This is a genomic window from Bradyrhizobium sp. USDA 3262 (assembly GCF_054060035.1).
This window is the reverse complement of the sequence record NZ_JBSSCT010000001.1, coordinates 4,932,432-4,956,184: the sequence shown is the minus strand read 5'-3', so window position 1 is coordinate 4,956,184 and position 23,753 is coordinate 4,932,432. Positions and strand designations below refer to the sequence as shown.

The window sequence follows — 23,753 nt, the reverse complement described above, 5'->3', positions numbered from 1 at the left end:
TAACGGACAGGCCGCGGCGTACTGGGTCCCCCGGTCGAGCCGGGGGACGACACCGAAGATGCGGCGCGATGCGTATGCCGCGCTACGCCTTCTTCTTCACGTCCTTGACGTTGGAGAAGGTGATGCCCTCGGCGCGCTCGCGGGTGTAGCCGAGATAGAACTCGTTCTTGGCCATGAACACGGGATCGCCGTCGACGTCGTCGGCGATGCCGGAATTGTTGGCGGCGACGAACGCATCAAGCTGCTTGCGGTCGTCGGACGAGATCCAGCGCGCCAGCGAGAATTCGGAGATCTCGAACTCGACCGGCAGCGAATATTCGGCGTCGAGCCGCGCCTTCAGCACGTCGAGCTGCAGCGGGCCGACCACCCCGACCAGCGCCGGCGCGCCATCGCGCGGGCGGAACACCTGCACGACGCCCTCCTCCGACATCTGCTGCAAGGCTTCCTTCAGCTTCTTCGCCTTCATCGCGTCGGTGAGCCGGACGCGGCGGACGATTTCCGGCGCGAAGCTCGGCACGCCGACGAAGGTCAGATCCTCGCCCTCAGTGAGGGTGTCACCGATCCGCAGCGTGCCGTGGTTCGGAATGCCGACGACGTCGCCGGCAAAGGCCTCGTCGGCGACCGAGCGGTCCTGCGCGAAGAAGAACTGCGGGCTCGACAGGCTCATGTTCTTGCCGGTACGCACCAGCTTGGCCTTCATGCCGCGGCTCAGCTTGCCCGAGCACAGCCGGGCGAAGGCGATGCGGTCGCGGTGGTTCGGATCCATGTTGGCCTGGATCTTGAACACGAAGGCACTCATGCGCGGCTCGGCGGCCTCGACCTTGCGCAAATCCGAGTCCTGCGCGCGCGGCGCCGGCGCGAACTTGCCGAGGCCTTCCAGCAAATCGCCGACGCCGAAATTGCGCAGCGCGCTGCCGAAATAGACCGGCGTCAGATGGCCTTCGCGGAATGCCGCGAGCTCGAACGGCTTGCAGGCCTCCGACGCCAGCGCGAGCTCATCCTTGACCTCGGCGACGTCGAGATTGGGGTTGCGCTTGCCGAGATCGGCGATGTCGATCTGCTCGGTGGCGCCGGTCTTGGCGCCGCCGCCCTCGAGCAGCCTCACGCCGCCATTGACGACGTCATAGGTGCCGAGGAAGTCGCGGCCACGGCCGACCGGCCAGGTCATCGGCGTGGTGTCGAGCGCCAGCGTCTTCTCGATCTCGTCCAGGAGCTCGAACGTGTCGCGGCTCTCGCGGTCCATCTTGTTGATGAAGGTGATGATCGGGATGTCGCGCAGCCGGCACACCTCGAACAGCTTTCGGGTGCGCGCCTCGATGCCTTTCGCGGCGTCGATCACCATGACCGCGGAGTCGACCGCGGTCAGCGTGCGATAGGTATCTTCCGAAAAGTCCTCGTGGCCCGGCGTGTCCAAGAGGTTGAACACAAGGTCGTTGAACTCGAAGGTCATCACCGAGGTGACGACCGAAATGCCGCGCTCGCGCTCGATCTTCATCCAGTCCGAGCGCGTGTTGCGCCGCTCGCCCTTGGCCTTGACCTGGCCCGCGAGATTGATGGCGCCGCCGAACAGCAGCAGCTTTTCCGTCAGCGTGGTCTTGCCGGCGTCCGGGTGCGAGATGATCGCAAAGGTGCGCCGTCGCGCCACTTCCTCTGAAAGCGGCGAGCGGGACGGCGATTCGGCTGAAACTGAAATGTCGGACATGGCGGGGCATTTGGCAGGGAAAACGGGCGCAATCAAGGGCGTTTTGTCGCAATGCGGAACGGCCGCACCATCCCCATATGGGCAGCGGAAGGACGACCTTCTCCTCACCATACCATTCGCGGGGACGACCCTGCCTTATCCGGAGGGTTCGTGATGGCTTGGACCATTCTGTTCACCGCTGGCCTGCTCGAGATCGGTTGGGCGATCGGGCTGAAATATACCGAAGGTTTCTCGCGGCTGGTGCCGTCGGTGCTGACGCTGGCGGCGATGGCCGGCAGCGTCATCCTGCTCGGCCTCGCGCTCAAGACGCTGCCGATTGGAACCGCCTACGCGGTCTGGACCGGGATCGGCGCGGTCGGCACCGCGGCGCTCGGCATCATCCTGCTCGGTGAACCCGCGACCGCGATGCGGCTAGCCAGCATCGGGCTGATCGTTGCCGGCATCGTCGGGCTGAAGCTGGTCGGCTGATGACTTCCTTGGGACGCGTTTTGTTAGCGCGAACCGGCTTCCACTTCGCTCGAAAACGCTACTTCAAAATCTGAACCGCCCAATACGTCGCGGCTGCGACCGCGCCCGACGCCGGGATCGTGATCACCCAGGCATAGACGATCGAGCTCGCCACACTCCAGCGCACGGCGGAGAGCCGCCGTGCCGCGCCGACGCCGACGATGGCGCCCGTGATGGTGTGCGTGGTCGATACGGGAACCCCGAGATAGGTCGCCATGAACAGCGTCGCGGCGCCGCCGGTTTCGGCGCAAAAACCCTGCATCGGCGTCAGCTTGGTGATCCGCAGCCCCATGGTGCGGACGATCCGCCAGCCGCCCATCAGCGTGCCCAGCGCCATCGCGCTCTGGCAGGCCAGCACCACCCAGAACGGAATCTCGAAGGTGTCGCCGAGATGGCCCTGTGAATAGAGCAGCACGGCAATGATGCCCATGGTCTTCTGCGCGTCGTTGCCGCCATGGCCGAGCGAATAGAGCGACGCCGAGGCGAATTGCAGGATGCGGAAGGCGCGATCGACCGCGAACGGCGTCGAGCGCACCGAGAGCCAGGACACGATCGCGACCAGCACCAGCGCCAGCAGGAAACCGACCAGCGGCGACAGCACGATCGCGAGCAAGGTCTTGGAGAGCCCGCTCCACACCGCCGCCGAAATCCCCGCTTTCGCCATGCCGGCGCCGACCAGGCCGCCGATCAGGGCGTGCGAGCTCGACGACGGAATCCCCAGCGCCCAGGTGATCACGTTCCAGACGATCGCGCCGACCAGCGCGGCGAAGATCACGGTCGCATCGACCACCGACGGCTCGATGATCCCGGTGCCGATGGTATTGGCAACGTGCAGGCCGAACACCAGGAACGCGACGAAGTTGAAGAACGCCGCCCAGAACACCGCGTATTGCGGCCGCAGCACGCGGGTCGAGACGATGGTCGCGATCGAGTTCGCCGCATCGTGCAGGCCGTTCAGGAAGTCGAACAGCAGCGCGACCGCGATCAGGATGGTCAGAATTGGAAGACCCAGCGTGGCGTCCACGTGATGCCCCGCTCTACACTTGCTCGATCACGATCGAATTGATCTCGTTGGCGACGTCGTCGAAGCGGTCGGCCACCTTCTCGAGATGGTCGTAGATCTCCGCGCCCACGATGAAGTCCATCGTGTTGGCGTTGCGGTGCTTCAGGAACAGCTCCTTGAGCCCGATATCATGGAGATCGTCGACCCGGCCCTCGAGCTTGGTCAGCTCCTCGGTGATCTGGGTCAGCATCGAGACGTTCTGGCCGATGCCCTGCAACAAGGGCAGCGCGCGGACCACCAGATTGGCGCATTCCACGATCAGCGTGCCGATCTCGCGCATCGGCGGCTCGAACTCGCGCACCTCGAACAGCATGACCGCCTTTGCGGTCGCCTGCATCTGGTCGACCGCATCGTCCATCGAGGTGATCAGGTTCTTGATATCGCCGCGATCGAACGGGGTGATGAAGGTGCGGCGAACCGCGGTCAGGACCTCACGGGTGACGCTATCGGCGTCGTTCTCGAACTGATTGACGCGCTGGCAAAAGACGGGTGTCTCCTCCCCGCCCTTCAGCATGTCCTGCAACGCCAATGCGCACTGCACGGAGGTCTGGGCGTGGCGGGCGAACAGGTCAAAAAAGCGCTCTTCCTTGGGCAGGAAAGCGCGAAACCACCGCAGCATGTCTCAGTTCCATCGTTCCGGGACAGCCCTTTTAGCGACTGTCACAGAACTGTCATAGAGCATCTGGCGGGGAAAGCATCGGGATCGACCGCCCAAACGGGCGGTCGTCCACCGCTATGTCGGCCGAAAATCGCCGAGACGTGCCCTACAGCGACCGCCGCAACAGGTGGGCCAGCTCACCGACCAGGCCGCGCCGGAACAGCAGCACGCAGGCCACGAAGATCACGCCCTGGATCACCGTCACCCACTGGCCGAAACCGGCGAGATATTGCTGCATGGCGATGATCACGAAGGCGCCGACCACCGGGCCGAAGATGGTGCCGAGACCGCCGACCAGCGTCATCAGCACGATTTCACCGGACATCGACCAGTGCACGTCGGTGAGCGAGGCATTCTGCGCCACGAACACCTTCAGCGAGCCGGCAAAGCCCGCCAGCGTGCCCGACAGGATGTAGGCCAGCATCTTGTACTGGTCGGTCTTGTAGCCGAGCGAAATCGCGCGCGGCTCGTTCTCGCGGATCGACTTCAGCACCTCGCCGAACGGCGAGTTGATGGTGCGGTAGATCAGCAGGAAGCCGGCGAGGAAGCCGACCAGCACGACGTAATAGAGCACCAGCGGCTTCGACAGGTCGAAGATGCCGAGCAGGTGGCCCTGCGGGATGCCCTGGATGCCGTCCTCACCATGGGTGAACGGCGCCTGCAGGTAGATGAAGTAGAGCAGCTGCGACAGCGCCAGCGTGATCATCGAGAAATAGATGCCCTGGCGGCGGATCGAGATGAAGCCGGTGACCAGGCCGAGCAAGGCCGCGGCCGCGGTGCCGACCAGGATGCCGAGCTCCGGCGACAGCCCCCACACCTTCAGCGCGTGCGCCGAGACGTAACCGGCGGTGCCGAGGAACATCGCGTGGCCGAACGACAGCAGGCCGCCATAGCCGATCAGGAGGTTGAAGGCGCAGGCGAGCAGCGCGAAGCACAGCGCCTGCATGACGAAGAACGGATAAATCCCCGTCCACGGCACGATCGCCAGCAACAGCGCCATCGCGGCGAATACGATCATCTCGTCGCGCATCGCGCGCGGCGTGATCGGAAGTGTATCGTCGGTCAATGCTGACATATCAAGCCGCCCGTCCCGTCAGTCCCGTTGGCTTCACCAGCAACACCACCACCATCAGGACAAACACCACGGTGTTGGAGGCCTCGGGATAAAAATACTTGGTCAGTCCCTCGATCACGCCGAGCGCGAAGCCGGTGATGATCGAGCCCATGATCGAGCCCATGCCGCCGATCACGACCACCGCGAACACCACGATGATGAGATCGGCGCCCATCAGCGGGCGGACCTGGTTGATCGGCGCCGACAGCACGCCGGCGAGCGCGGCAAGACCGACGCCGAGCCCGTAGGTCAGCGTGATCATGCGCGGCACGTTGATGCCGAATGCGCGCACCAGCGTCGGGTTCTCGGTTGCGGCGCGCAGGTAGGCGCCGAGCTGCGTCTTTTCGATCAGGAACCAGGTCGCAAGGCACACCACGAGCGAGAAGATGACGACCCAGCCGCGATAGATCGGCAGGAACATGAAGCCGAGATTGACGCCGCCCTTGAGCTGATCCGGGATCGAGTAAGGCAGGCCCGAGGAGCCGAAATAGTTCTGGAACACGCCCTGCACGATCAGCGCGATGCCGAAGGTCAGCAGCAGTCCGTAGAGATGATCGAGGCCGGTCAGCCATTGCAGCATGGTCCGCTCGAGGATCATGCCGAAGATGCCGACCACGACGGGTGCGATGATCAGCGCCCACCAGTAATTGATGCCGCCCAGGTTGAGCAGGAAATACGCCACGAAGGCGCCCATCATGTAGAGCGCGCCATGCGCGAAATTGATGATGTTGAGCATGCCGAAGATGACGGCGAGCCCCAGACTGAGCAGCGCGTAGAACGAGCCGTTGATCAGTCCCACCAGAAGCTGTGCGTAGAGAGCCTGCATCGAATGAGCTTTCGCTAGATAGATGAAGCCCGCCGGCCACGCGCATGGCCGGCGGGCATGATCGTCACTTCTTCAGAAGCGCGCAGGTGCTCTTGTCGAGCGGCGTGAAGGCCTGGTTGCCCGGCACGGTGCCGACCAGCTTGTAGAAGTCCCACGGTCCCTTGGACTCCGAGGGCTTCTTCACCTCGAACAGATAGGCGTCGTGGGTGACGCGGCCGTTGGCCTCGACCTCGCCCTTGCCGAACAGCGGATCGTCGGTCGGGATCGTCTTCATCTTCGCGACCACCTTGGCGCCGTCATGCGGATTGCCGCCGAGCGCTTCCAGCGCCTTGAAGTAATGGATGAGGCCCGCATAGACGCCGGCCTGCACCATGGTCGGGGGCGCGCTGTTCTTCATCCGCTCCGAGAAGCGCTTGGAGAAGGCGCGGGTCTTGTCGTTGAGGTCCCAGTAGAACGTCTCGGTGAAGTTGAGGCCCTGCGCGGTCTCGAGCCCGATCGCCTTGACGTCGGTGAGGAACAGCAGCAGCGCCGCGAGCTTCTGGCCGCCCTTGACGATGCCGAACTCGGCCGCCTGCTTGATCGAGTTGGTGGTGTCGCCGCCGGCATTGGCGAGGCCGATGATCTTGGCCTTGGAGGCCTGCGCCTGCAGCAGGAAGGAGGAGAAGTCAGCGGTGTTGAGCGGATGCTTGACGCCGCCGACCACCTTGCCGCCATTGGCGGTGACGACGGCCGTGGTGTCGCGCTCGAGCGCCGCGCCGAACGCGTAATCCGCGGTGAGGAAGAACCAAGTGTCCCCGCCCGCCTTCACCAGCGCCTGGCCGGTGGCGTGGGCGAGCATGTAGGTGTCGTAGGTCCAGTGCACGGTATTCGGCGAGCACTGCGCGTTGGTGAGATCCGAAGTGGCGGCGCCCGAATTGATGTAGACGCCGTTCTTTTCCTTCACGACGTTGTTGACCGCGAGCGCGACGCCGGAATTCGGCACGTCGACGATGGTGTCGACCTTGTCGACGTCGAACCACTGGCGGGCGATGGTGGTGCCGATATCCGGCTTATTCTGGTGATCGCCGGAGATCAGGTCGATGGTCCAGCCCTTGGCCTTGAGGCCGGAGTCCTCGATCGCCATCTGCGCCGCCAGCGTCGAGCCGGGGCCGGCGAGATCGGCGTAGAGGCCGGACTGATCCGACAGCGCGCCGATCTTGACCGTCTTGTCGAGCTTTTCCTGAGCGGAGGCGACGCTTGCAGCCGAGAGCACCATCGCGGTGCCGAGCAGGAGCGCCGAAATCTTGTTCTTCATGTCGTATTCCCTCGTCTTAAATTTTCTGGTTCTGGCGATATCAGACGCCGAGATAGGTATGGAGCTTGTCCATGTTGGCCGACAGCTCGGAATTGGCGAAGCCGTCGATCACCTTGCCGTGCTCGACAATGTAGTAGCGGTCCGCAACGGTCGAGGCGAAACGGAAATTCTGTTCGACCAACAGGATCGTGAATCCCTGCGACTTCAGGCGCGCAATGGTGTGCCCGATCTGCTGAATGATGACCGGCGCCAACCCTTCGGTCGGCTCGTCCAGCATCAGGAAGCGCGCGCCGGTCCGCAGGATGCGCGCGATCGCCAGCATCTGCTGCTCGCCGCCCGAGAGCTTGGTGCCCTGGCTGGTGAGGCGCTCCTTCAGGTTGGGAAACAGCGTGAAGATCTGGTCGAGCGGCAGGCCGCCGGGGCGCACCACCGGCGGCAGCAGCAGGTTCTCGCGCACGTCGAGGCTGGCGAAAATGCCGCGCTCCTCGGGACAGAATGCGATGCCGAGCCGCGCAATCCTGTCCGAGGTGGCGCGGATGATTTCCTGATTGTCGAAGCGGATCGAGCCGGAGCGCTTGCCGATGACGCCCATCACCGACTTCAACGTGGTGGTCTTGCCGGCGCCGTTGCGACCGAGCAGCGTCACCACCTCGCCGGCCTTCACGTTGAAATTGATGCCGTGAAGGATGTGGGATTCGCCGTACCAGGCCTGCAGATCCTTGACCGTCAGCACGTCGGCGCCGGCCGCAGCCACGGGCTTCTCCGCCAGTTTTGCCTCAGCCATGACCCGCTCCCAGATAGGCTTCCTTCACGCGCTCGTCCTTGGAGAGGTCGGCGTAGTTGCCCTCCGCCAGCACCTGCCCGCGCGTCAGCACGGTGATGATGTCGGAGAGGTTGGCCACCACCGAGAGGTTATGTTCGACCATCAGGATGGTGTATTTCGCGGAGATCCGCTTGATCAGCGCCGCGATCTTGTCGATGTCCTCGTGGCCCATGCCGGCCATCGGCTCGTCGAGCAGCATCATCTCGGGGTCGAGCGCGAGCGTCGTTGCAATTTCAAGTGCGCGCTTGCGGCCGTACGGCATCTCGACCGCCGGCGTGTTGGCGAATTCGCTCAAACCGACGTCGTTCAGGAGCTCGTGGGCGCGCGGATTGAAGCGGTCGAGCACGCTTTTCGAACGCCAGAAATCGAACGACGAACCGTGTTGCCGCTGCAGCGCCACGCGAACGTTCTCGAGTGCCGTCAGATGCGGAAATACCGCCGAAATCTGAAACGAACGGACCAGCCCGAGGCGCGCAACGTCGGCCGGCGGCATCGCGGTGATGTCGTGGCCCTTGTAGCGAATCTGGCCTGCCGACGGCTTCAGGAATTTGGTCAGCAGATTGAAACAGGTCGTCTTGCCGGCGCCGTTCGGCCCGATCAACGCATGGATACTGCCCCGACGCACTTTCAACGCGACGTCGCGAACGGCGAAGAAACCCGCGAATTCCTTGGTCAATCCGCTGGTTTCGAGGATGAACTCATCGGCCAAATAGATTCCCCCATACGCCATCGCTGCGAAGCCCCTCGCCCGCGTGGCCAGCTTTTTTCGTGTCCGACAGGCGTCCGATCCGTCTTGGAAACCGTCCGGGGCCCGTCGCCTCCGGGCCGGAATATGCCGTCATCTGCGGCGGTTACGCAAGGTGGAAAGCTGTGCAGTGCGGCATCCGCGTGACCGGTTCCGGTTGATCCTTAGTCGAATGGCATTTCGGCGCGCTTTGCGCCTCGGGAAAGCGGTCGTTAACGGTGTTTTGCTCCGGACTCCCACTTTCATAGAATATTTCCGCGCCTCGGCGAAGCTCCGGCCATTGCATGATGAATGGCCAGAGCCTTGCATTTCGAGCGCGCCAGTTCTTCGGTCGTCAAGTCGATCCCGCAACGTGATGTCCTCGGCACGTGGCTGCGACTTTATGCCCGCAGCCAAACCATCCCGCACATCGATGAACTTGTCCCTGGCCGCATCCCGTTCGGGGATGTGCCTGAATTCGGCTAGCCGATGCAATTCAGAAGTGCCGATCCATCGGTGGTCAAGTCGATCACGCAGCGGGTGCTGCTGAACGCCTGGCTGCGCGCGCTGCGCATGCCGGACGCGCTTCCCCTGTTGTGCGACTTCCATACCGAGGGCAGCGCCGACGAGCGCGCCGACATGATGGGCTTTGACGTGGTCGGCAGTGGCGAGGCCGCGCGTTTCCTGATTACGCAGCAAGGCGCGAGGCTGACGACGGTCTATGGCAACGAGCACGTCGAACCGCGGCTGCGCACCAACCGCTATCTTGACGATGCGATCGGACCCGAGCGCTACGCGGGGGTCGTCCTGTCCTATCGTGCCTGCCTGGCGCGCAAGCGCCCGACCTACACCGTTGCGACGGTCGCCGACGCCGAGGGCAAGGAGGTTTCCTATGAACGGCTGCTCTTGCCGTTCGGACGTGGCGATGCCGTCGAGCACATCATCGGCTCGTACAAGGCGATCAGCATCGAGGGCGGCTTCCGGCTGCACAATCTGATGGGCGTGAAAGCGAAGGCCGTCCCGATCGTCACCGTGCGCGCGGTGATCGACCGCAGGTTCGTGCCCGCAGATCGTCCGACGAGCCAGGATTCGGTCGAGTTGATCTAGACGCGTCGCTTCACGCGAAGCGCTAACCTCATCGCTGGAAGCGCCTCAACCCTTCTTGCGTGCCTTCGCCGGCACTTCCTTGGCATAAATGTCAGGCTTGAAGCCGACGACGCGCTTCGGTCCGAGATCGAGCACCGGGCGCTTGATCATCGAGGGCTGCTCGGCCATCAGCGCCAGCGCCTTGCGTTCGTTCAACCCTTCCTTGTCGGCATCGGGCAGCTTCTTGAAAGTCGTGCCGGCGCGGTTGAGCAGCGTTTCCCAGCCGACCTCCTCGCTCCACTGCTTGAGCTTGTCCTTGGCGATCCCGGCGGTCTTGTAATCGTGGAAGTCGTAGGCGACGCCGTGGTCGTCGAGCCAGCTGCGCGCCTTCTTCATGGTGTCGCAGTTCTTGATGCCGTAGATGGTGATGGTCAAAGCCGTTCCCCGCATGCGATTGCGGCGGGGAAACTAGCCTCACTGCAACGGCAACGCCAGATCAGACCGCGCCGCGAGGACGTGAAGAAGGCGTAGTGCCATCCCTCGGTGTCGTCCCCCGGCTCGACCGGGGGACCCAGTACGCCGCGGCATCTCCGTGATCGGTGCATGGCGCTCGCCAGAAACACCGCCGTCGTCCTGGCGAAAGCCAGGACCCATAACCACCGCAGTTGATTGTGAATGGGATCGCGGCCCCAGCGTCGCGCAATGACTGAGATTTGGGGTAATGGGTCCTGGCTTTCGCCAGGACGACGATGAGGGCGGTTGATCGCACTCAGTGCGCGTAGTGTGTGAAGACGAAATCGTGATCGCTGGCGTGGGCCTCGTGGCAGGCGAAACAGGTCTCGTGCTGCGCGGCATCGACCGGCTTGCCGTCGATGAAGCGGCCAAAACCCCAGCCTCCGGTCGCGGCATATTTGGCGGAGTCCTTGACCATCACCTGGATCGTGGTCGCGGGCCCCGTGATGAAGGCGCCGTCGAGGCCTGCAACCGGCTTGCGCTTCCAGGCCAGCTTGACCAGGACGGTGCCGTCGGGGAAACGCGCGGCGCCGTCCTGATAGGCCTTCACGGCGGTCGCGTTGCCGAGCACGCTGCGAAGTTCATCCAGCCCGGTCTCCTCGCCGACCGCGATCAGCTTCCAGTCGCGATAGCCGTCAGGAATTTTCACGCCGAAGATCGGCGACGCCAGTGCCGCATCATCGGCATGCCCGACGGCAAACGGCAATGACGCACTGATGCAGGCTGCCGCGATCGCGGCAGCTGCCCATTTCAAAACCTGTCTCATGATCCGTGATCCGCTCCGTCTCAGACCTTGCTGACGTCGATGATGGCCTGGACGAAGGCCTGCGGCGCTTCCTGCGGCAGATTGTGACCGATGCCGCCGGTCAGGGTCCGATGCTCGTAATGCCCCGAAAACTTCTTGGCATAGGCCGCGGGCTCCGGATGCGGCGCACCGTTGGCATCGCCCTCCATCGTAATGGTCGGGATCGCGATGACAGGCGCCTGGGCGAGCGTCTTCTCGAACGCGTCGTACTTCGCCTCGCCCTCGGCGAGACCAAGCCGCCAGCGGTAATTGTGGATCACGATATCGACGTGATCGGGGTTCTCGAAGGCCGCCGCGCTGCGGTCGTAGGTGGCGTCGTCGAATTTCCACTGCGGCGACGCCAGCTGCCAGATCAGCTTGTTGAAATCGTGCCGGTTCTTGGCATAGCCCTCGCGGCCGCGCTCGGTCGCGAAATAGAACTGGTACCACCATTGCAGTTCGGCCTTCGGCGGCAGCGGCATCTTGCCGGCCGCCTGACTGCCGATCAGATAGCCGCTCACCGACACCATCGCCTTGCAGCGCTCGGGCCAGAGCACTGCCATGATATTGGCGGTGCGCGCACCCCAATCATAGCCGCCGAGCACGGCCTTCTCGATCTTCAAAGCATCCATCAGCGCGATGATGTCGGCGGCGACCGCGACCGGCTGGCCGCTGCGCATCGAGTCGCTGGAGAGGAAGCGCGTCGTGCCATAGCCGCGCAGATGCGGCACGATCACGCGGTAGCCGGCCTCGGCCAGCGCCGGCGCGACGTCGGCATAGCTGTGGATGTCGTAAGGCCAGCCGTGCAGCAGGATCACCGCGGGACCGGACGCAGGACCCATCTCGACATAACCGGTATCAAGCACGCCGGCATTGATCTGCTTGACGGGACCGATCGAGGTGTGAGTGCCAGCCTTGATCGCAGGCAGCGCCGGCTTGGACTGGGCCTGAGCCGAACCGATGAAGCCGAGCCTGGAGGCGGCAAGGATCCCGCCGGCGATGCCAAGGAAGCGGCGGCGTTGCTGATTGATGGACTGCGACATGGCGATCTCCTTAGGTCTGGTGTCGGGATGGAATATTGCAGAGACCGCCCCCGTCCGCTTTCAGAGGGCGTGGATTTATCCTTCAGACCGTCGTGATTTTGGCTCCGGGCGGCCTGTGCTAGGTTCCGCCACCAATTCAGCCGCCGGCCGCCGGACTTTTCGATTTGACTTACCATTTCAACGACTTGACCCTCGATTCCGAGCGCCGTGAGCTGCGCCGTGGCGACGCCCTGGTGGCCGTCGAGCCGCAGGTCTTCGACCTCATCGAGTTCCTGATCCGCGCCCGCGATCGGGTGGTCAGCCGCGACGAGGTGCTGGCCGCGGTCTGGCACGGCCGGATCGTCTCGGAAGCGACGCTGTCGAGCCGGATCAATGCCGCGCGGACCGCGATCGGCGACAATGGCGAGGAGCAGCGGCTGATCCGCACCCTGCCCCGCAAGGGTCTCCGCTTTGTCGGCGATGTCAGGGAGGACACCGCGCCCGATCGTCCGGTTGCAGACAATGCCAGCCCGCCGCGGCCGAGCGAGGGCCCGTCGATCGCGGTGCTGCCCTTCACCAATATGAGCGGCGATCCCGAACAGGATTATTTCGCCGACGGAATCGCCGAGGACATCACGACCGCGCTCGCGCGTTGCAGCCGCCTCACCGTGATCGCGCGTAACTCCGCCTTCACCTACAAGGGCAAGGCGGTCGATATCCGCCAGGTCGGCCGCGATCTCGGCGTCGGCTATGTGCTCGAGGGCAGCGTCCGCCGCGGCGGCGATCGGTTGCGGATCACCGGGCAGCTGATCGACGCCGTCTCCGGCGCGCATCTGTGGGCCGACCGGTTCGATGGCGCCGCGACTGATGTGTTCGACCTGCAGGACCGCATCACCGAGAACGTGGTCGGCGCGATCGAGCCGACCCTGCTCGTCGCGGAAGCCGAGCGGGTACGCGCCGCGCCGCCCGACAGGCTCGACGCCTACGACCTGCTGCTGCGCGCCTACAGCCTGCGTTACGAGTTCACGCCCGAGAGCATGGAAGCGGCGCTCGCTTGCCTCGATCAGGCGCTGGCGCTCGATCCCGCCTACGCGCCGGCGCTGGCGGCCTCGGCCTATTGTCATGCGATGCGCCATGTCCAGGGCTGGCTGAAGCCGAACGATGCCTACCGCGAACGCGCGGTCGCGCAAGCCTGGCGCGCGGTCGAGCTCGCGCCCGGTGACCCGCAGGTGCTGTGGATGGCTGCATTCGCGATCTGGAACATGGCCGACGAGATCGAGCCCGCGCGCGACCTGTTCGAGCGCTCGCTAGCGATCAATCCGAACTCGGCGATGGCGCTCGTGCTCGGTGGCTGGATCGAGGCGATGCGCGGCAACCAGAAAGCCGGCCGCGCCATGATCGAGCGCGCGCAGCGGCTGAATCCGCGCGACCCGCGCGGCTGGTTCGCCTCCGCGGCGCTGGCGATCTGCGCGGTGCTCGACCAGAATTTCACTGAGGCGGTGATGTGGGCCGACAAGGCGCTGGCGCAGAACCGCCGCTTCGCGGTGGCGCTGCGCGTCCTGATCGTGGCGCTGGTCAAGACCGGCGACACCGCGCGTGCGGCCCAGATCGCGCGCGAGCTGCTCAGGATCGACCCGGAGTTCACGATCTCCGGCTTCCTGTCACGAATCCCGTTTCCGGTGGAATCGATGTCCGCGACCTACCGCGAGACGCTGAAGGCGGCCGGCGTCCCGGACTGATGCCGCTCGGAGGACGCGACGACCATTCACCCGTGATACGCCGCGGCTTGCTTGGCAACATCGGCGTGATGGCAGTCCATTCCTCATCGGAGAGTTCGTAGCGCTCGCGCGCGCGACCAAAGCAATTCAGTCTTCCGAGCGCAGAGCCGCTTCGATGCGCTGGATCAGCCGCTCCCGCAGCGAAGGCACCGCGTTGCCGAGAACGGCGAAGGTGCGGACGATGGGCAAATACGGCTCCATTGCCGCCGTTAGCTCCACGAGAGACATGCCGGCCAGCCGGGCATATTCGGATTGCGCCGCCGCATTGGTCGCGCGCGGCCGCTCCGGATTGTCGGCGACTTCCGGCCCGAGCTCGGACAGGATCACGCGCAAGAACCCAAGCTCGAGGACGGCGGGCCCGCACATCGCGCTGACCCAGTCGACCAGCTTTGGGCCTTCCGCTGTCATGATCACGTTACCGGGGCTCAGGTCGGTATGGCAAAGCCCGTCGCCCGGCGGCAAGCGATCGATCAGCGCGAGGATTTCAGTAGCGATGTGCTTCGGGAGCTTGCCGTCGTCGCGCCCCAACTGAGCCTCCATATACTCGCGCATGGAGAGGACCTCCGGCGGCAGGGGCGTCTTGTGAATGGACATCGCAAGAGCCGCGATGATCGCGCCGGCCTGTTCGAACGTGACCGCGCCGGTTCGGGTTAGCTGCAGCAGGGTCGGTCCGTCGAGGCGCTGCAGCACAATGCCGAAGCGCCCGTCCAGGGTCACCTCGCCGAACACCTCCGGCACCGGCGCGCCGACGGCGTGGACGGCGCGGATCATGCGCACCTCGAACCAGGGCATCCGCCGCGGCAAGCCGGGCTTGAACAGTTTGACGACTTGCCCCGGCGCCCAGGCGTAGGCTTCGGAGTAGGCGCCTTCACCGATCTTTTCCCCCAGCGATCCCTGCATCTTTAGCTCCCGTGTTGCTGTGACCCTCACCCTATGGTCACTCGTCATGGGTGGTGCGAAGCGACGCCGTTCTTCGAACGGCTATGGCCGGGCATGCCGCCTTCGCTGAAGCTTCGGCGGCCGAGCGCGTATGTTGTCCCGGCGCAGCGCGTAGACGGGATGACCGAGAGTAATCACCCCGCCGAGCGCAGGGCCGCCTCGACGCGCTGGATCAGCCGCTCCCGCATGTCGGGCATGGCCCCGCCGAGCAGGAGGAAGACGCGGACGATCGGCAAATAGGGCTGCATCGCCGCCGTTAGCGCCGCAGGAGCTATCCCGGCCAGCCGCGCATACTCCGCCTGCAGAACCGAATTGACCGTGGCCCGCTCCGGATCGTCGGCGTGTTCCGGGTCAAGCTCGGCAATCAGGACATGGCACTGTGCAAGCTCGTAGGCGGCGGGCGCACGAGCCGCGCCGAGCCAGTCGATCAGTCTCGGACCCCGCGCCGTCATGATCACGTTGCCGGGGTGAAGATCGGAATGGCACAGCACGTCATCGGGCGCGAGGTGCTCGATCAGCGCGAGGACGCCGGTGGTGATGCGCTCCGGAAGCACGCTGCCGCCGAACCGCAATCTGGCGTCCATCGCCTCGCGCAGCGAGAGTGCGTCCGGCGGCGGTCGCGTCTTGTGAACGGCAAGGCAGAGCGTCGCGAGGATTGCGCCCGCTTGTTCACGCGTGATGGCGCCGGTGCGCGTAGCCTGCGTCAGGGTCGGCCCGTCGAACCGCGGCAGCACGATGCCAAAGCGGCCGTCCAGGGTGACTTCGCCGAGCACCTCCGGCGCTGGGCCGCCGGCGGCGAAGACCGCGCGGGTCATTTGCGTCTCGTGCTGGACGACCCACTGCGGGATACCTGGCTTGGACAACTTGACGACCTGACCGGGCGCCCAGGCGTGGACATCAGCGAAGACGCCTTGGCCGATCTTCTCTCCCAGCGATCCCCGCATGCCCGTTCTCCGCCGTGCAGAGGAAACACCGGCGGCGAGCAAAAAGGAACCCCTCCCGTCGCGGGCCGCCGGACGCGATGATCGCGTTTCAACCTGCAGAGACCATCGTTCACTCCGCTAAATGGTGCCAAGTCCGGTTGTGGCCCTTCGACGATCTCGGGAGCTGTCCGCTTTTCCGCCGCTGTTGGGGGTTAAGCAGGCATCAGGCGCCAACTGCTGAATGAGTACACGGCCCAGGCAGTAGATTCGTAAGGGCGGAGTCACAGCCGGATTGAAGCGAGCACTACAATCCCGGTGACCTCGCCGCCCAAGCCTTGGTGGCCTTGCAGCTTTCCATCGCTCGGAAATAGGCAGGGCGTGCCGTCGTGCGGGCGAGATAGTCACGCTCGGCAGGACCGGGGACGTAGTTGCCGGTTCGCATGCCGAGCAGGAGGGCGTAGCTCACCGAGATATCGGCAGCAGTGAATCGGTCGCCGGCGAGATAGGGGCAATCCGCGAGGCGGCGGATAACCAGCCCCAGCCGGCTCTCGAAGGTCTCGAGAGCCCAGCAGGTGACCCGGGCATCTCGCTCGGCTTCGGGCGCCAGTTGGCGACCGACAATGACGGCGTTCATCGGCCCGGCGAGCCCGGCCTCGCCCAAGTGGAGAAATTGCAGATAGGAAGCGAAGGCGGGATCGTCGGGGGCGACGGCAAGCGAACCTGAGCCGTGGCGGGCGAGCAGGTACTCAAGAATCGCGATCGATTCGACCATGATCGTCTCGCCGTCCTGCAATGCGGGAATGAAGCCGGCGGGGTTGATCGCGAGGAAATCGCGATCAACCCCGCCGGCTGCGAGCAGATCGACCGGGCGCAGCCGATAAGCCAATCCCAATTCCTCGAGCAGCCAGACAACACGGAAGCCACGACCTTCGCCATAGACGGTGAGCATAGTTAAGCATTCCTGGATTGGGCTGGATGTACGAACTCGCAGAGGCAAGCCAGCGGCGCAACGGACGATCGATGACGCATCATGCACTCAAGGCTTGGCGCATAGTCGTCATCCTACCGTGCGCACGCTTCCGACTTTATGGGTTCACGACCCAGGCTGCGGCCGCGAACAAGACGCGTTCCCTCTCCCGCCTGCGACCTGGGAGCTTCAGTTGCGGAAGCCCGCAAGTGCCATATGCGACAGCCTTGGGACGGAGCGACTTGGGACGGAGCGACACTTGGCGCAATTTCGGAATATTAGAAGAATACCCCTGAGTTGCCCGACATGTCAAGTTGCCTGGTCGAACGCCGGCCGCCGCGGGCTCCTTTGCATGGGGTTGTTTTCGATATTTTGGCAGCGCCCCCTGCGACGGCCCCATCACTTCATATTGCTCTAGCCGGAGCCGCCCGGCTCCAGCGCCTCGCCGAGCTCGAGCGGATGCGCCATCGTCTCGTGCAGCGCCTGCTTGTCGAGCTCGCCTTCCGACAGGCTGATCACGACGCAGGCGACGCCGTTGCCGATCAGGTTGGTGAGCGCGCGGCACTCGCTCATGAACTTGTCGATGCCGACCAGGATCGCGATCGACTGGATCGGAATGTCGGGCACGATCGACAGCGTCGCGGCGAGCGTGATGAAGCCCGCGCCGGTGACGCCGGAAGCGCCCTTCGAGGTGATCATGGCAATGCCGAGAATGCCGAGCTCCTGCCAGATCGTCAGATGCGTGTTGGTGGCCTGCGCCAGGAACAGCGTCGCCAGCGTCATGTAGATGTTGGTGCCGTCGAGATTGAAGCTGTAGCCGGTCGGCACCACGAGGCCGACCACCGAGCGCGAGGCACCGAGATGCTCCATCTTCTGGATCATCTGCGGCAGCACCGTTTCCGACGACGACGTGCCGAGCACGATCAGGAGCTCGTCCTTGATATAGGCGATGAAGCGGATGATCGAGAAGCCGGCGAGCCGTGCGATGGCGCCCAGCACGATCAGCACGAACAGGATGCTGGTGAGATAGAAGGTCGCGATCAGCGCTGCCAGATTCAACAGCGAGCCGAGGCCGTAGGCGCCGACCGTGAAGGCCATCGCGCCGAATGCGCCGAGCGGCGCGACGCGGACGATGATCCGGATGATGCCGAAGAACATCTTGGCGGCCGTGTCGATCGCGGACGCAATCGGCTCGCCGACCTTGCCCATAAGAGCGATGGCGAAGCCCGAGAGGATCGAGATCAGCAGCACCTGCAACAGGTCGCCGCGCGCGACCGCGCCGAGATAGCTGTCCGGAATGATCGCCATCAGATGGGCGACGATGCCCTGCTCTTTGGCCTGCGTGACGTAGTTGGAGACCGATTTCGGATCGATCGTGGAGGGATCGATGTTGAAGCCGTGGCCGGGCTGCAGCAGCTCGCCGACCAGAAGACCGACCGCAAGCGCCACCGTCGACACCGCCTCGAAATAGATCAGCGTCTTCAACCCGACCCGGCCGACCCGCTTGAGATCGCCCATCGAGGAGATGCCGTGCACCACGGTGCAGAAGATGACCGGCGCGATCATCATCTTGATCAGCGCAATGAAGCCGTCGCCCAACGGCTTCAATTCCTTGCCGAGATTCGGGTAGAAATATCCGATCAGGACACCTGCCACGATCGCGATCAGCACCTGGACGTAGAGGATCTTGTACCAGGGCTGATGATGGGGACGGGCAACGGGCTTGATCGCGGCTGTGGTCATGAGGCGCCCCGGCTAGGATGAACTCAACTGGTGATGCCATCTTGGCGGAGCCGCGCGCAAGCGACAATGCCCATTCGCGCCGTCGCGAGCGCACACGAATCTGTCATAGACTGCGGCCGGCTCGCATCGGGAGGCTGGGAATGGAATTCACCGCATTGTTTCTCGCCATCACCATCGCCATGCTGGTGGCCTGGCGTGGCCGACGCCCCGTCGCGATCGGCCTGTTCGCGGTGATCCTGATCGCCTGCGCCGCGACCTTGCTGCACCACGCCACCGACCGTCTGACCTTGTCGTTCTGAGGCCGGCCATGAACGACACGCAGGCCGTCACCCTCAATGCCGTCGCGCTCTATGGGCTGGCGCTGGTGCTGGCCGCCGCCTTTGCCGCGCAGCTGCTGCTCCACGAGCTGCCCTGCCCGCTCTGTCTGTTGCAGCGCATCCTGTTCGCCCTGCTGGCGGTCGGGCCGATCCTCAATATCCGCTTCGGGCCGCGGCCGAGTCATTATGCGTTGTCGCTGCTGACAGCCGTCCTCGGCGCCACGGTCTCGACCCGGCAAGTGCTGCTGCACATCCTCCCCGGCGATGCCGGCTACGGTTCGGCGCTGCTCGGCTATCACTATTATACGTGGGCGCTGATCGGCTTCGTCGCCGCGATCGTGCTGCTCGCGGCGATGCTGCTGTTCGACCGCCAGTTCGAGCACCGCGCGGCGCCGGGCAGTTCGCCCGGCAGGTTCGCGCAAGGCGCGGTGTGGCTGGTGATCGGGCTGACCGCACTGAATGTGCTATCCACCCTGCTCGAGTGTGGCTTTGCCGCCTGTGCCGACAATCCCGTCGTCTATGAGCTGCTGACGTCGGCGCGTTAGGGGCGCTTCGGAATATTCAAGCCGCGCTCCACCGCCGGCCGCTTGAGACCGCGCTCCAGCCAGGCCGCGACCTGCGTGAACTGTTCGAATTCGACGAGCTCGCGCGCGCCGTAGAAGCCGATCAGATTGCGCACCCAGCCGAGCATCGAGATGTCGGCGATGCTGTATTCATCGTCCATGAACCACTGCCGTCCGGCGAGATGCGTCTCCATCACGCCGAGCAGGCGCTTGGACTCGGCGACGTAGCGCTGCAGCGGCCGCTTGTCCTCGTAGTCCTTGCCGGCGAATTTGTGGAAGAACCCGACCTGGCCGAACATCGGTCCGATGCCGCCCATCTGGAAATGCACCCACTGGATGGCCTGATAGCGGCGCGCGACGTCCACCGGCAACAGCTTGCCGGTCTTGTCGGCGAGATATTGCAGGATGGCGCCGGATTCGAACAACGGCAGCGGCTTGCCGCCCGGACCGTTGGGATCGAGGATCGCCGGGATCTTGCCGTTCGGGTTCAGCGACAGGAACTCCGGCGTCTTCTGGTCATCCCTGTTGAAGTCGATGAGATGGACCTCGTAGGGCAGCCCGATCTCCTCCAGCATGATCGAGACCTTCACGCCGTTCGGCGTCGGCAGCGAATAAAGCTGCAGGCGGTCCGGATGCTGGGCGGGCCAGCGTTTTGTGATGGGAAAGGCAGACAAGTCGGTCATGTCGACATTCTTTGCATGGTTGTTGCTTTGCACGGTTGTTGTTGGATGGCTAATGTACGGAGCTCAGTGAAAGCCGCAAGGTCTGCAACCGGCCATGAACGATCAACAGACAGGCGCAACAACGGCCGCAACGCTCGGCCTCTCCGACGATGAACTCGCAACGCACCCGACCGTGTTCGCGGCCGATGCGCTCGCCGGTCAGGTGGTTGTCGTGTCGGGCGGCGCCGGCGGCATCGGCCGCGCCATCGCATGGCTGTTCGCCCGGCTCGGCGCGCATGTCGTGGTCGCCGGCCGCAATGCCGACAGGCTCGACGCACTGGTCGATCGTCTCGGCCATCGCGGGCTCAAGGCGTCCGCGCATGTCGCCGACATCAAGGATCCCGACGCGGTCAATGCGATGTTCGAGGCGCTGTGGACCGAGCACGGCCGTGTCGATCATCTCGTCAACAGCGCCGGCGGCCAGTTCCCGCAACCCGCGATCGATGTCTCGATCAAGGGCTGGAATGCGGTCATCAACACCAACCTCAACGGCACCTGGTACATGATGCAGGCCGCGGCGCAGCGCTGGCGCGACCGCAAGCATCCCGGCAGCATCGTCAATATCGTCGTGGTCACGACGCACGGCCTCTACGGCATTGCGCATTCGATCGCGGCACGCTCCGGTGTGATCGGCCTGTCGCGCGCGCTCGCGGTCGAATGGGCGCCGCTGAACATCCGCATCAACTGCATCGCGCCCGGCGCGATCGAGACCGAGGGCTGGAACGTCTACAGCGAAGCGGCGCGCGCCGCCTATCCGCGCTCGAATCCGATGATGCGCCCGGGCACGCCCTGGGACATTGCGGAGGCCGCCGTCTACCTCGCCGCGCCCTCCGGCAAGTTCATCACCGGCGAGACGCTGACCGTCGATGGCGGCGGCCAGCATTGGGGCGAGACGTGGACGACCGGCAAGCCCGACTATTTCAGAGGCGGCGAATAGCGCAGGCATGCCGGTCACCTGACGCGCTTCCGTCACTTGCCGTCGTCGAAGCTGACGATGACGGCGGCGTTCGCGATCAGGATCGGGTCGTTGCCGAGATCAGACGGAATCTCGAGCCCGCCCGCGATCGCCTTCACGGTCTTGGTGCCATAGGGCAATTCCTTCGCGACCACTGCGGTATCGACATCTTCGGGATTCGGCACGGCGATCGTGACGTCGACGAACATGTCGTTGGCGGTCTTGCCGAGCATACGGAAGAAGCCGAGGCTGGAATGGCGGATGGCATCCGAGACGGCCCGCTTGGCGGCCTTGGTGGCGTCGCGGCCGTGAACGTCAACGCCCATGCCCATTTCGGTGATACAGCGCACGCGTGTCATGAAGGTTCCTGTTGTCGTTGGCGTGAGAGACCTTCACTCCTTCGGCCCCTGCGCGCGCGGCGTCAAGCCGGGTCCGTCGCCTCGCTTACGCGCTTGTGATCGCCGCGCGCCAACATCCACGCAGCGAGACTGGCAAGGATCGCCGCGGCCACCACCATCGCGCAAGCCGCGCCCCAGCCCCATGCCGAGACCACAGCGCCGACCGCGATCGGACCGGTGACCTGGCCGAAATTGCTGCCCGTCATCAACAGGCCCATCATGACCGGCACCATCGCCGCCGAACGCGCTGCGGCGGGTGCGGTTGCAAGCAACGTCGCCGGGATCAGGCCGCCGATCGCGGAGAACAGCAGGCACAGCCAGAATGCTCCCCACCCGCCGAGCGCCGGCAGGAAAATTCCGAGCGCGGACGCGCCCATCACGAATGCCGCCACGGCGATCAGCAGGTTGCGGCTGACGCCGCGCGCCAGCAGATGACCGGCGGCGAGATTGCCGACGACGTTGCCGGCCGCGGCCAATGCACTGAGCGCGCCGGCGCCTTGGCTGGACACGCCGAGCCGCTCGGACAACAGGATCGGCAGGAAGCTGAACAACGCAAAGAACATCAGGCTGTAGAGCGCAAACAGCACCATCAGAAGCGCCGGGGTGCGGCGCCGCGCCAGCGCGGTGGCTTCCTGCATCAGACCACTCCGCGCCGCGCCGGTCCGCGATGCCACTTCAGGCGCGATAAGGCTCGCAAGGATCAACAGCACGGCGACAAAGGCAGCACTGGCCCACCAGATCGTGCGCCAGCCAGCGAAGATCGGGCCGGCGACCAGCGCCAGCGCGATCCCGAACGGCATCACGCAGCTCCACACCGCCATGGTGACGTCACGCGCGCTGACATCGACGACACGATCGAGCAACGCAGGAGCCGCGACCATCACCAGCAGGAAGCCGAGCCCTTCCAACAGGCGCGATGCCAATAGCACCGCGAGCTGTGGCGCGAGCGCGCCCGAGGCCGCCCCCAGCGTGATGGCCGCAAGGCCGCACAGCAGCACCCTGCGCGCGCCAACCGCGGCAATCACCACGCCCGCCGGGACACTGCCGACAAGGCCCAGGACCGCGAAGATGCCGGCGATCATTCCGACCGCGGCAAGGTCGATGCCGAGGCTCTGTTGCAGCATCGAGGCGGCAATCGGAACCTTGCCGACCTGAAGGGCCGCGCCGATACCGCAACCGATCACGATGGCGACCGTCGCCCATCGCTTCGCCTCGCTCTGCTGCATCACGGCCGTCTCGATCGTCATGCGTCCACTCCGCCCCTGGCTCACGGCACAGAGATAGCGTTTCCCGACCATCGACAGGAGTGATATGTTTTGCATCCGATTGATCGATTTCATAGATCATGCTCGACAACCTCACGCTCGATCAGATCCGCACCTTTGTCGCCATCGCCGAGAGCGGCAGCTTTCGCGCCGCCGCGGCCAAACTGGCGCGGGTGCAATCCGCGGTCAGCCATGCCATCGCCAACCTCGAGGCCGAGCTCGGCCTCACGCTGTTCGACCGCTCCAGCCATCGCCCGGCGCTGACGGCCGAGGGCACGGCACTGCTGGGCAACGCGCGCGATCTGCTGCTCCGTGTCGACGCGATGCGGGCGCGGGCGCGCGGCCTGGGCGACGGGGTAGAATCGGAACTCTCGCTCGTCGTCGACACGCTGTTTCCGATCGCCGCGGTCGGCGCGGCGCTGACGGAAATGCGGGCGGCCTATCCGTCCGTCAGCGTGCGGCTCGCGGTCGAACCGATGGGCGGTCCGATCACCGGCTTGACCGAACGGCGCAGCGCGCTCGCGGTCACGGTCGGTGAGGATTTTCGCGATCCCCGCCTCGCGCTCGATGCGATCTGCGCGGTGCAGATCGTCGCCGTCGCCTCCGCCAGCCATCCACTCGCGCGCCGCGGCCGCAAGAGTGTGGCTGATCTCGCCGATCATCTGCAGATCGTGCTGTCGGATCCGACCCCGCTGTCGGAGGGCCGCAGCTTCGGCGTGCTCTCGCCGCAGATTTGCAGGGTGAGCAATCAGGACACCAAGCACGCCATGATCCTGGCCGGGCTCGGCTGGGGCCGCCTGCCGCTCTGGCAGGTGGCGCGCGACCTGAAGGAGCGCCGCCTTGTGCGGGTCGAAACCGGCGCGCTCGGCCGCAACGCCGCGCTTGCAATGGAGGCCTATCTCGCCCACCGGCTCGATGAACCGCTCGGTCCCGCCGCACGCGCGTTCGCGGACGCGTTGACGCGGATCGCTGCGGGAACGCATACGCCGAAGGTCAGGGCGAAGACGGCGAAGAGACATTGAGCCGCAGCGATCGCTCGCCGGGCTCTGTGGCGGCCGTCCGCAAGC

The 23,753-nt window shown here is 65.0% G+C and carries 26 protein-coding genes; 8 read left to right on the top strand and 18 right to left on the bottom strand.

What is annotated here, in order from left to right; genetic code table 11:
• Positions 1-82 precede the first annotated feature (82 nt).
• Positions 83-1,702: a peptide chain release factor 3 gene (locus ACVWYP_RS22675; protein WP_304499934.1), complete on the bottom strand. Its 1,620-nt coding sequence runs from the start codon at positions 1,700-1,702 to the stop codon at positions 83-85.
• A 153-nt stretch (positions 1,703-1,855) separates the two neighbouring features.
• Here ACVWYP_RS22675 and sugE point away from each other — a divergent pair, with 153 nt between their 5' ends.
• Entirely contained in the window at positions 1,856-2,170 is a 315-nt protein-coding gene (gene sugE, locus ACVWYP_RS22670) for a quaternary ammonium compound efflux SMR transporter SugE (protein ID WP_016839884.1), read from the top strand.
• Between the two features lie 58 nt (positions 2,171-2,228).
• Here sugE and ACVWYP_RS22665 read toward each other — a convergent pair whose 3' ends face one another.
• The 7 genes from ACVWYP_RS22665 to ACVWYP_RS22635 form a co-directional block, all read right to left on the bottom strand.
• Complete coding sequence (locus ACVWYP_RS22665; protein ID WP_304499933.1) at positions 2,229-3,233, bottom strand: inorganic phosphate transporter; 1,005 nt, start codon at positions 3,231-3,233, stop codon at positions 2,229-2,231.
• 13 nt (positions 3,234-3,246) lie between these two features.
• Positions 3,247-3,891, bottom strand: coding sequence for a DUF47 domain-containing protein (locus ACVWYP_RS22660; protein ID WP_028344763.1), 645 nt, complete (start codon positions 3,889-3,891; stop codon positions 3,247-3,249).
• Between the two features lie 145 nt (positions 3,892-4,036).
• Positions 4,037-5,005 carry a branched-chain amino acid ABC transporter permease gene (locus tag ACVWYP_RS22655; RefSeq protein WP_304499932.1) on the bottom strand — a complete coding sequence of 323 codons (969 nt, stop codon included), beginning with the start codon at positions 5,003-5,005 and terminating at the stop codon, positions 4,037-4,039.
• Position 5,006: 1 nt separating this feature from the next.
• Positions 5,007-5,870 carry a branched-chain amino acid ABC transporter permease gene (locus ACVWYP_RS22650; RefSeq protein WP_016839880.1) on the bottom strand — a complete coding sequence of 288 codons (864 nt, stop codon included), beginning with the start codon at positions 5,868-5,870 and terminating at the stop codon, positions 5,007-5,009.
• A gap of 64 nt (positions 5,871-5,934) precedes the next feature.
• Complete coding sequence (locus ACVWYP_RS22645) at positions 5,935-7,164, bottom strand: ABC transporter substrate-binding protein (RefSeq protein WP_304499931.1); 1,230 nt, start codon at positions 7,162-7,164, stop codon at positions 5,935-5,937.
• Positions 7,165-7,204: 40 nt separating this feature from the next.
• Positions 7,205-7,948, bottom strand: a complete 744-nt coding sequence (locus ACVWYP_RS22640) for an ABC transporter ATP-binding protein (protein WP_018271255.1) — start codon at positions 7,946-7,948, stop codon at positions 7,205-7,207.
• Complete coding sequence (locus ACVWYP_RS22635) at positions 7,941-8,696, bottom strand: ABC transporter ATP-binding protein (RefSeq protein WP_016839877.1); 756 nt, start codon at positions 8,694-8,696, stop codon at positions 7,941-7,943. Before ACVWYP_RS22635 ends, ACVWYP_RS22640 begins: the two co-directional genes overlap by 8 nt.
• A gap of 327 nt (positions 8,697-9,023) precedes the next feature.
• Between ACVWYP_RS22635 and ACVWYP_RS22630 the strand changes: the two genes are divergently transcribed.
• Together ACVWYP_RS22630 and ACVWYP_RS22625 are read left to right on the top strand one after the other, a co-directional pair.
• On the top strand, positions 9,024-9,197 hold the full coding sequence (locus ACVWYP_RS22630; RefSeq protein WP_304499930.1) for a hypothetical protein: 174 nt from the start codon (positions 9,024-9,026) through the stop codon (positions 9,195-9,197).
• A 3-nt stretch (positions 9,198-9,200) separates the two neighbouring features.
• Positions 9,201-9,818, top strand: coding sequence for a hypothetical protein (locus ACVWYP_RS22625; RefSeq protein WP_304499929.1), 618 nt, complete (start codon positions 9,201-9,203; stop codon positions 9,816-9,818).
• A 45-nt stretch (positions 9,819-9,863) separates the two neighbouring features.
• Here the strand turns inward: ACVWYP_RS22625 and ACVWYP_RS22620 are convergent, their stop codons facing one another.
• The 3 genes from ACVWYP_RS22620 to ACVWYP_RS22610 form a co-directional block, all read right to left on the bottom strand.
• Positions 9,864-10,232: an ArsC family reductase gene (locus ACVWYP_RS22620; RefSeq protein WP_143201626.1), complete on the bottom strand. Its 369-nt coding sequence runs from the start codon at positions 10,230-10,232 to the stop codon at positions 9,864-9,866.
• Positions 10,233-10,566: 334 nt separating this feature from the next.
• A complete protein-coding gene (locus ACVWYP_RS22615) occupies positions 10,567-11,076 on the bottom strand; it encodes a cytochrome P460 family protein (protein WP_304499928.1) in 510 nt (169 codons plus the stop codon).
• Between the two features lie 20 nt (positions 11,077-11,096).
• On the bottom strand, positions 11,097-12,137 hold the full coding sequence (locus tag ACVWYP_RS22610; RefSeq protein ID WP_304499927.1) for an alpha/beta fold hydrolase: 1,041 nt from the start codon (positions 12,135-12,137) through the stop codon (positions 11,097-11,099).
• A 164-nt stretch (positions 12,138-12,301) separates the two neighbouring features.
• Here ACVWYP_RS22610 and ACVWYP_RS22605 point away from each other — a divergent pair, with 164 nt between their 5' ends.
• Complete coding sequence (locus tag ACVWYP_RS22605; protein ID WP_304499926.1) at positions 12,302-13,855, top strand: winged helix-turn-helix domain-containing tetratricopeptide repeat protein; 1,554 nt, start codon at positions 12,302-12,304, stop codon at positions 13,853-13,855.
• A 126-nt stretch (positions 13,856-13,981) separates the two neighbouring features.
• Here ACVWYP_RS22605 and ACVWYP_RS22600 read toward each other — a convergent pair whose 3' ends face one another.
• From ACVWYP_RS22600 to ACVWYP_RS22585, 4 genes are all read right to left on the bottom strand, one after another.
• The gene (locus ACVWYP_RS22600; RefSeq protein WP_304499925.1) at positions 13,982-14,794 is read right to left on the bottom strand and encodes an aminoglycoside phosphotransferase family protein; all 813 of its coding nucleotides are present in this window, start codon (positions 14,792-14,794) and stop codon (positions 13,982-13,984) included.
• A 173-nt stretch (positions 14,795-14,967) separates the two neighbouring features.
• Positions 14,968-15,777: an aminoglycoside phosphotransferase family protein gene (locus ACVWYP_RS22595; RefSeq protein WP_304499924.1), complete on the bottom strand. Its 810-nt coding sequence runs from the start codon at positions 15,775-15,777 to the stop codon at positions 14,968-14,970.
• A gap of 283 nt (positions 15,778-16,060) precedes the next feature.
• On the bottom strand, positions 16,061-16,705 hold the full coding sequence (locus tag ACVWYP_RS22590; RefSeq protein ID WP_304499923.1) for a glutathione S-transferase family protein: 645 nt from the start codon (positions 16,703-16,705) through the stop codon (positions 16,061-16,063).
• 432 nt (positions 16,706-17,137) lie between these two features.
• Positions 17,138-18,466 carry a dicarboxylate/amino acid:cation symporter gene (locus ACVWYP_RS22585; protein WP_028344753.1) on the bottom strand — a complete coding sequence of 443 codons (1,329 nt, stop codon included), beginning with the start codon at positions 18,464-18,466 and terminating at the stop codon, positions 17,138-17,140.
• A 140-nt stretch (positions 18,467-18,606) separates the two neighbouring features.
• Here ACVWYP_RS22585 and ACVWYP_RS22580 point away from each other — a divergent pair, with 140 nt between their 5' ends.
• Positions 18,607-18,765, top strand: a complete 159-nt coding sequence (locus tag ACVWYP_RS22580) for a DUF5993 family protein (RefSeq protein WP_304499922.1) — start codon at positions 18,607-18,609, stop codon at positions 18,763-18,765.
• An 8-nt stretch (positions 18,766-18,773) separates the two neighbouring features.
• Complete coding sequence (locus ACVWYP_RS22575; RefSeq protein ID WP_304499921.1) at positions 18,774-19,328, top strand: disulfide bond formation protein B; 555 nt, start codon at positions 18,774-18,776, stop codon at positions 19,326-19,328.
• On the opposite strand, the gene ACVWYP_RS22570 is transcribed toward ACVWYP_RS22575, so the two are convergent.
• A complete protein-coding gene (locus tag ACVWYP_RS22570) occupies positions 19,325-20,029 on the bottom strand; it encodes a glutathione S-transferase family protein (RefSeq protein WP_304499920.1) in 705 nt (234 codons plus the stop codon). The two genes, ACVWYP_RS22575 and ACVWYP_RS22570, sit on opposite strands and share 4 nt — an antisense overlap.
• 94 nt (positions 20,030-20,123) lie before the next feature.
• On the opposite strand from ACVWYP_RS22570, the gene ACVWYP_RS22565 reads away from it, so the two are divergent.
• Entirely contained in the window at positions 20,124-21,005 is an 882-nt protein-coding gene (locus ACVWYP_RS22565; RefSeq protein WP_304499919.1) for an SDR family oxidoreductase, read from the top strand.
• Between the two features lie 32 nt (positions 21,006-21,037).
• Here ACVWYP_RS22565 and ACVWYP_RS22560 read toward each other — a convergent pair whose 3' ends face one another.
• Positions 21,038-21,382 (bottom strand): Lin0512 family protein, encoded by a 345-nt coding sequence (locus tag ACVWYP_RS22560; protein WP_304499918.1) that lies wholly within the window; start codon positions 21,380-21,382, stop codon positions 21,038-21,040.
• 62 nt (positions 21,383-21,444) lie between these two features.
• Entirely contained in the window at positions 21,445-22,668 is a 1,224-nt protein-coding gene (locus tag ACVWYP_RS22555; protein WP_304499917.1) for an MFS transporter, read from the bottom strand.
• Between the two features lie 98 nt (positions 22,669-22,766).
• Here ACVWYP_RS22555 and ACVWYP_RS22550 point away from each other — a divergent pair, with 98 nt between their 5' ends.
• The gene (locus ACVWYP_RS22550; RefSeq protein ID WP_259243987.1) at positions 22,767-23,708 is read left to right on the top strand and encodes a LysR family transcriptional regulator; all 942 of its coding nucleotides are present in this window, start codon (positions 22,767-22,769) and stop codon (positions 23,706-23,708) included.
• Positions 23,709-23,753: the final 45 nt, after the last annotated feature.

Excerpts from the sequence above, each read along its gene's own strand:
- ACVWYP_RS22675 (WP_304499934.1), bottom strand. The coding sequence starts at position 1,702 with ATGTCCGACATTTCAGTTTCAGCCGAATCGCCGTCCCGCTCGCCGCTT.
- sugE (WP_016839884.1), top strand. The coding sequence starts at position 1,856 with ATGGCTTGGACCATTCTGTTCACCGCTGGCCTGCTCGAGATCGGTTGG.
- ACVWYP_RS22660 (WP_028344763.1), bottom strand. The coding sequence starts at position 3,891 with ATGCTGCGGTGGTTTCGCGCTTTCCTGCCCAAGGAAGAGCGCTTTTTT.
- ACVWYP_RS22655 (WP_304499932.1), bottom strand. The coding sequence starts at position 5,005 with ATGTCAGCATTGACCGACGATACACTTCCGATCACGCCGCGCGCGATG.
- ACVWYP_RS22650 (WP_016839880.1), bottom strand. The coding sequence starts at position 5,870 with ATGCAGGCTCTCTACGCACAGCTTCTGGTGGGACTGATCAACGGCTCG.
- ACVWYP_RS22645 (WP_304499931.1), bottom strand. The coding sequence starts at position 7,164 with ATGAAGAACAAGATTTCGGCGCTCCTGCTCGGCACCGCGATGGTGCTC.
- ACVWYP_RS22640 (WP_018271255.1), bottom strand. The coding sequence starts at position 7,948 with ATGGCTGAGGCAAAACTGGCGGAGAAGCCCGTGGCTGCGGCCGGCGCC.
- ACVWYP_RS22630 (WP_304499930.1), top strand. The coding sequence starts at position 9,024 with ATGGCCAGAGCCTTGCATTTCGAGCGCGCCAGTTCTTCGGTCGTCAAG.
- ACVWYP_RS22625 (WP_304499929.1), top strand. The coding sequence starts at position 9,201 with ATGCAATTCAGAAGTGCCGATCCATCGGTGGTCAAGTCGATCACGCAG.
- ACVWYP_RS22615 (WP_304499928.1), bottom strand. The coding sequence starts at position 11,076 with ATGAGACAGGTTTTGAAATGGGCAGCTGCCGCGATCGCGGCAGCCTGC.
- ACVWYP_RS22610 (WP_304499927.1), bottom strand. The coding sequence starts at position 12,137 with ATGTCGCAGTCCATCAATCAGCAACGCCGCCGCTTCCTTGGCATCGCC.
- ACVWYP_RS22600 (WP_304499925.1), bottom strand. The coding sequence starts at position 14,794 with ATGCAGGGATCGCTGGGGGAAAAGATCGGTGAAGGCGCCTACTCCGAA.
- ACVWYP_RS22595 (WP_304499924.1), bottom strand. The coding sequence starts at position 15,777 with ATGCGGGGATCGCTGGGAGAGAAGATCGGCCAAGGCGTCTTCGCTGAT.
- ACVWYP_RS22590 (WP_304499923.1), bottom strand. The coding sequence starts at position 16,705 with ATGCTCACCGTCTATGGCGAAGGTCGTGGCTTCCGTGTTGTCTGGCTG.
- ACVWYP_RS22585 (WP_028344753.1), bottom strand. The coding sequence starts at position 18,466 with ATGACCACAGCCGCGATCAAGCCCGTTGCCCGTCCCCATCATCAGCCC.
- ACVWYP_RS22580 (WP_304499922.1), top strand. The coding sequence starts at position 18,607 with ATGGAATTCACCGCATTGTTTCTCGCCATCACCATCGCCATGCTGGTG.
- ACVWYP_RS22575 (WP_304499921.1), top strand. The coding sequence starts at position 18,774 with ATGAACGACACGCAGGCCGTCACCCTCAATGCCGTCGCGCTCTATGGG.
- ACVWYP_RS22570 (WP_304499920.1), bottom strand. The coding sequence starts at position 20,029 with ATGACCGACTTGTCTGCCTTTCCCATCACAAAACGCTGGCCCGCCCAG.
- ACVWYP_RS22565 (WP_304499919.1), top strand. The coding sequence starts at position 20,124 with ATGAACGATCAACAGACAGGCGCAACAACGGCCGCAACGCTCGGCCTC.
- ACVWYP_RS22560 (WP_304499918.1), bottom strand. The coding sequence starts at position 21,382 with ATGACACGCGTGCGCTGTATCACCGAAATGGGCATGGGCGTTGACGTT.
- ACVWYP_RS22555 (WP_304499917.1), bottom strand. The coding sequence starts at position 22,668 with ATGACGATCGAGACGGCCGTGATGCAGCAGAGCGAGGCGAAGCGATGG.
- ACVWYP_RS22550 (WP_259243987.1), top strand. The coding sequence starts at position 22,767 with ATGCTCGACAACCTCACGCTCGATCAGATCCGCACCTTTGTCGCCATC.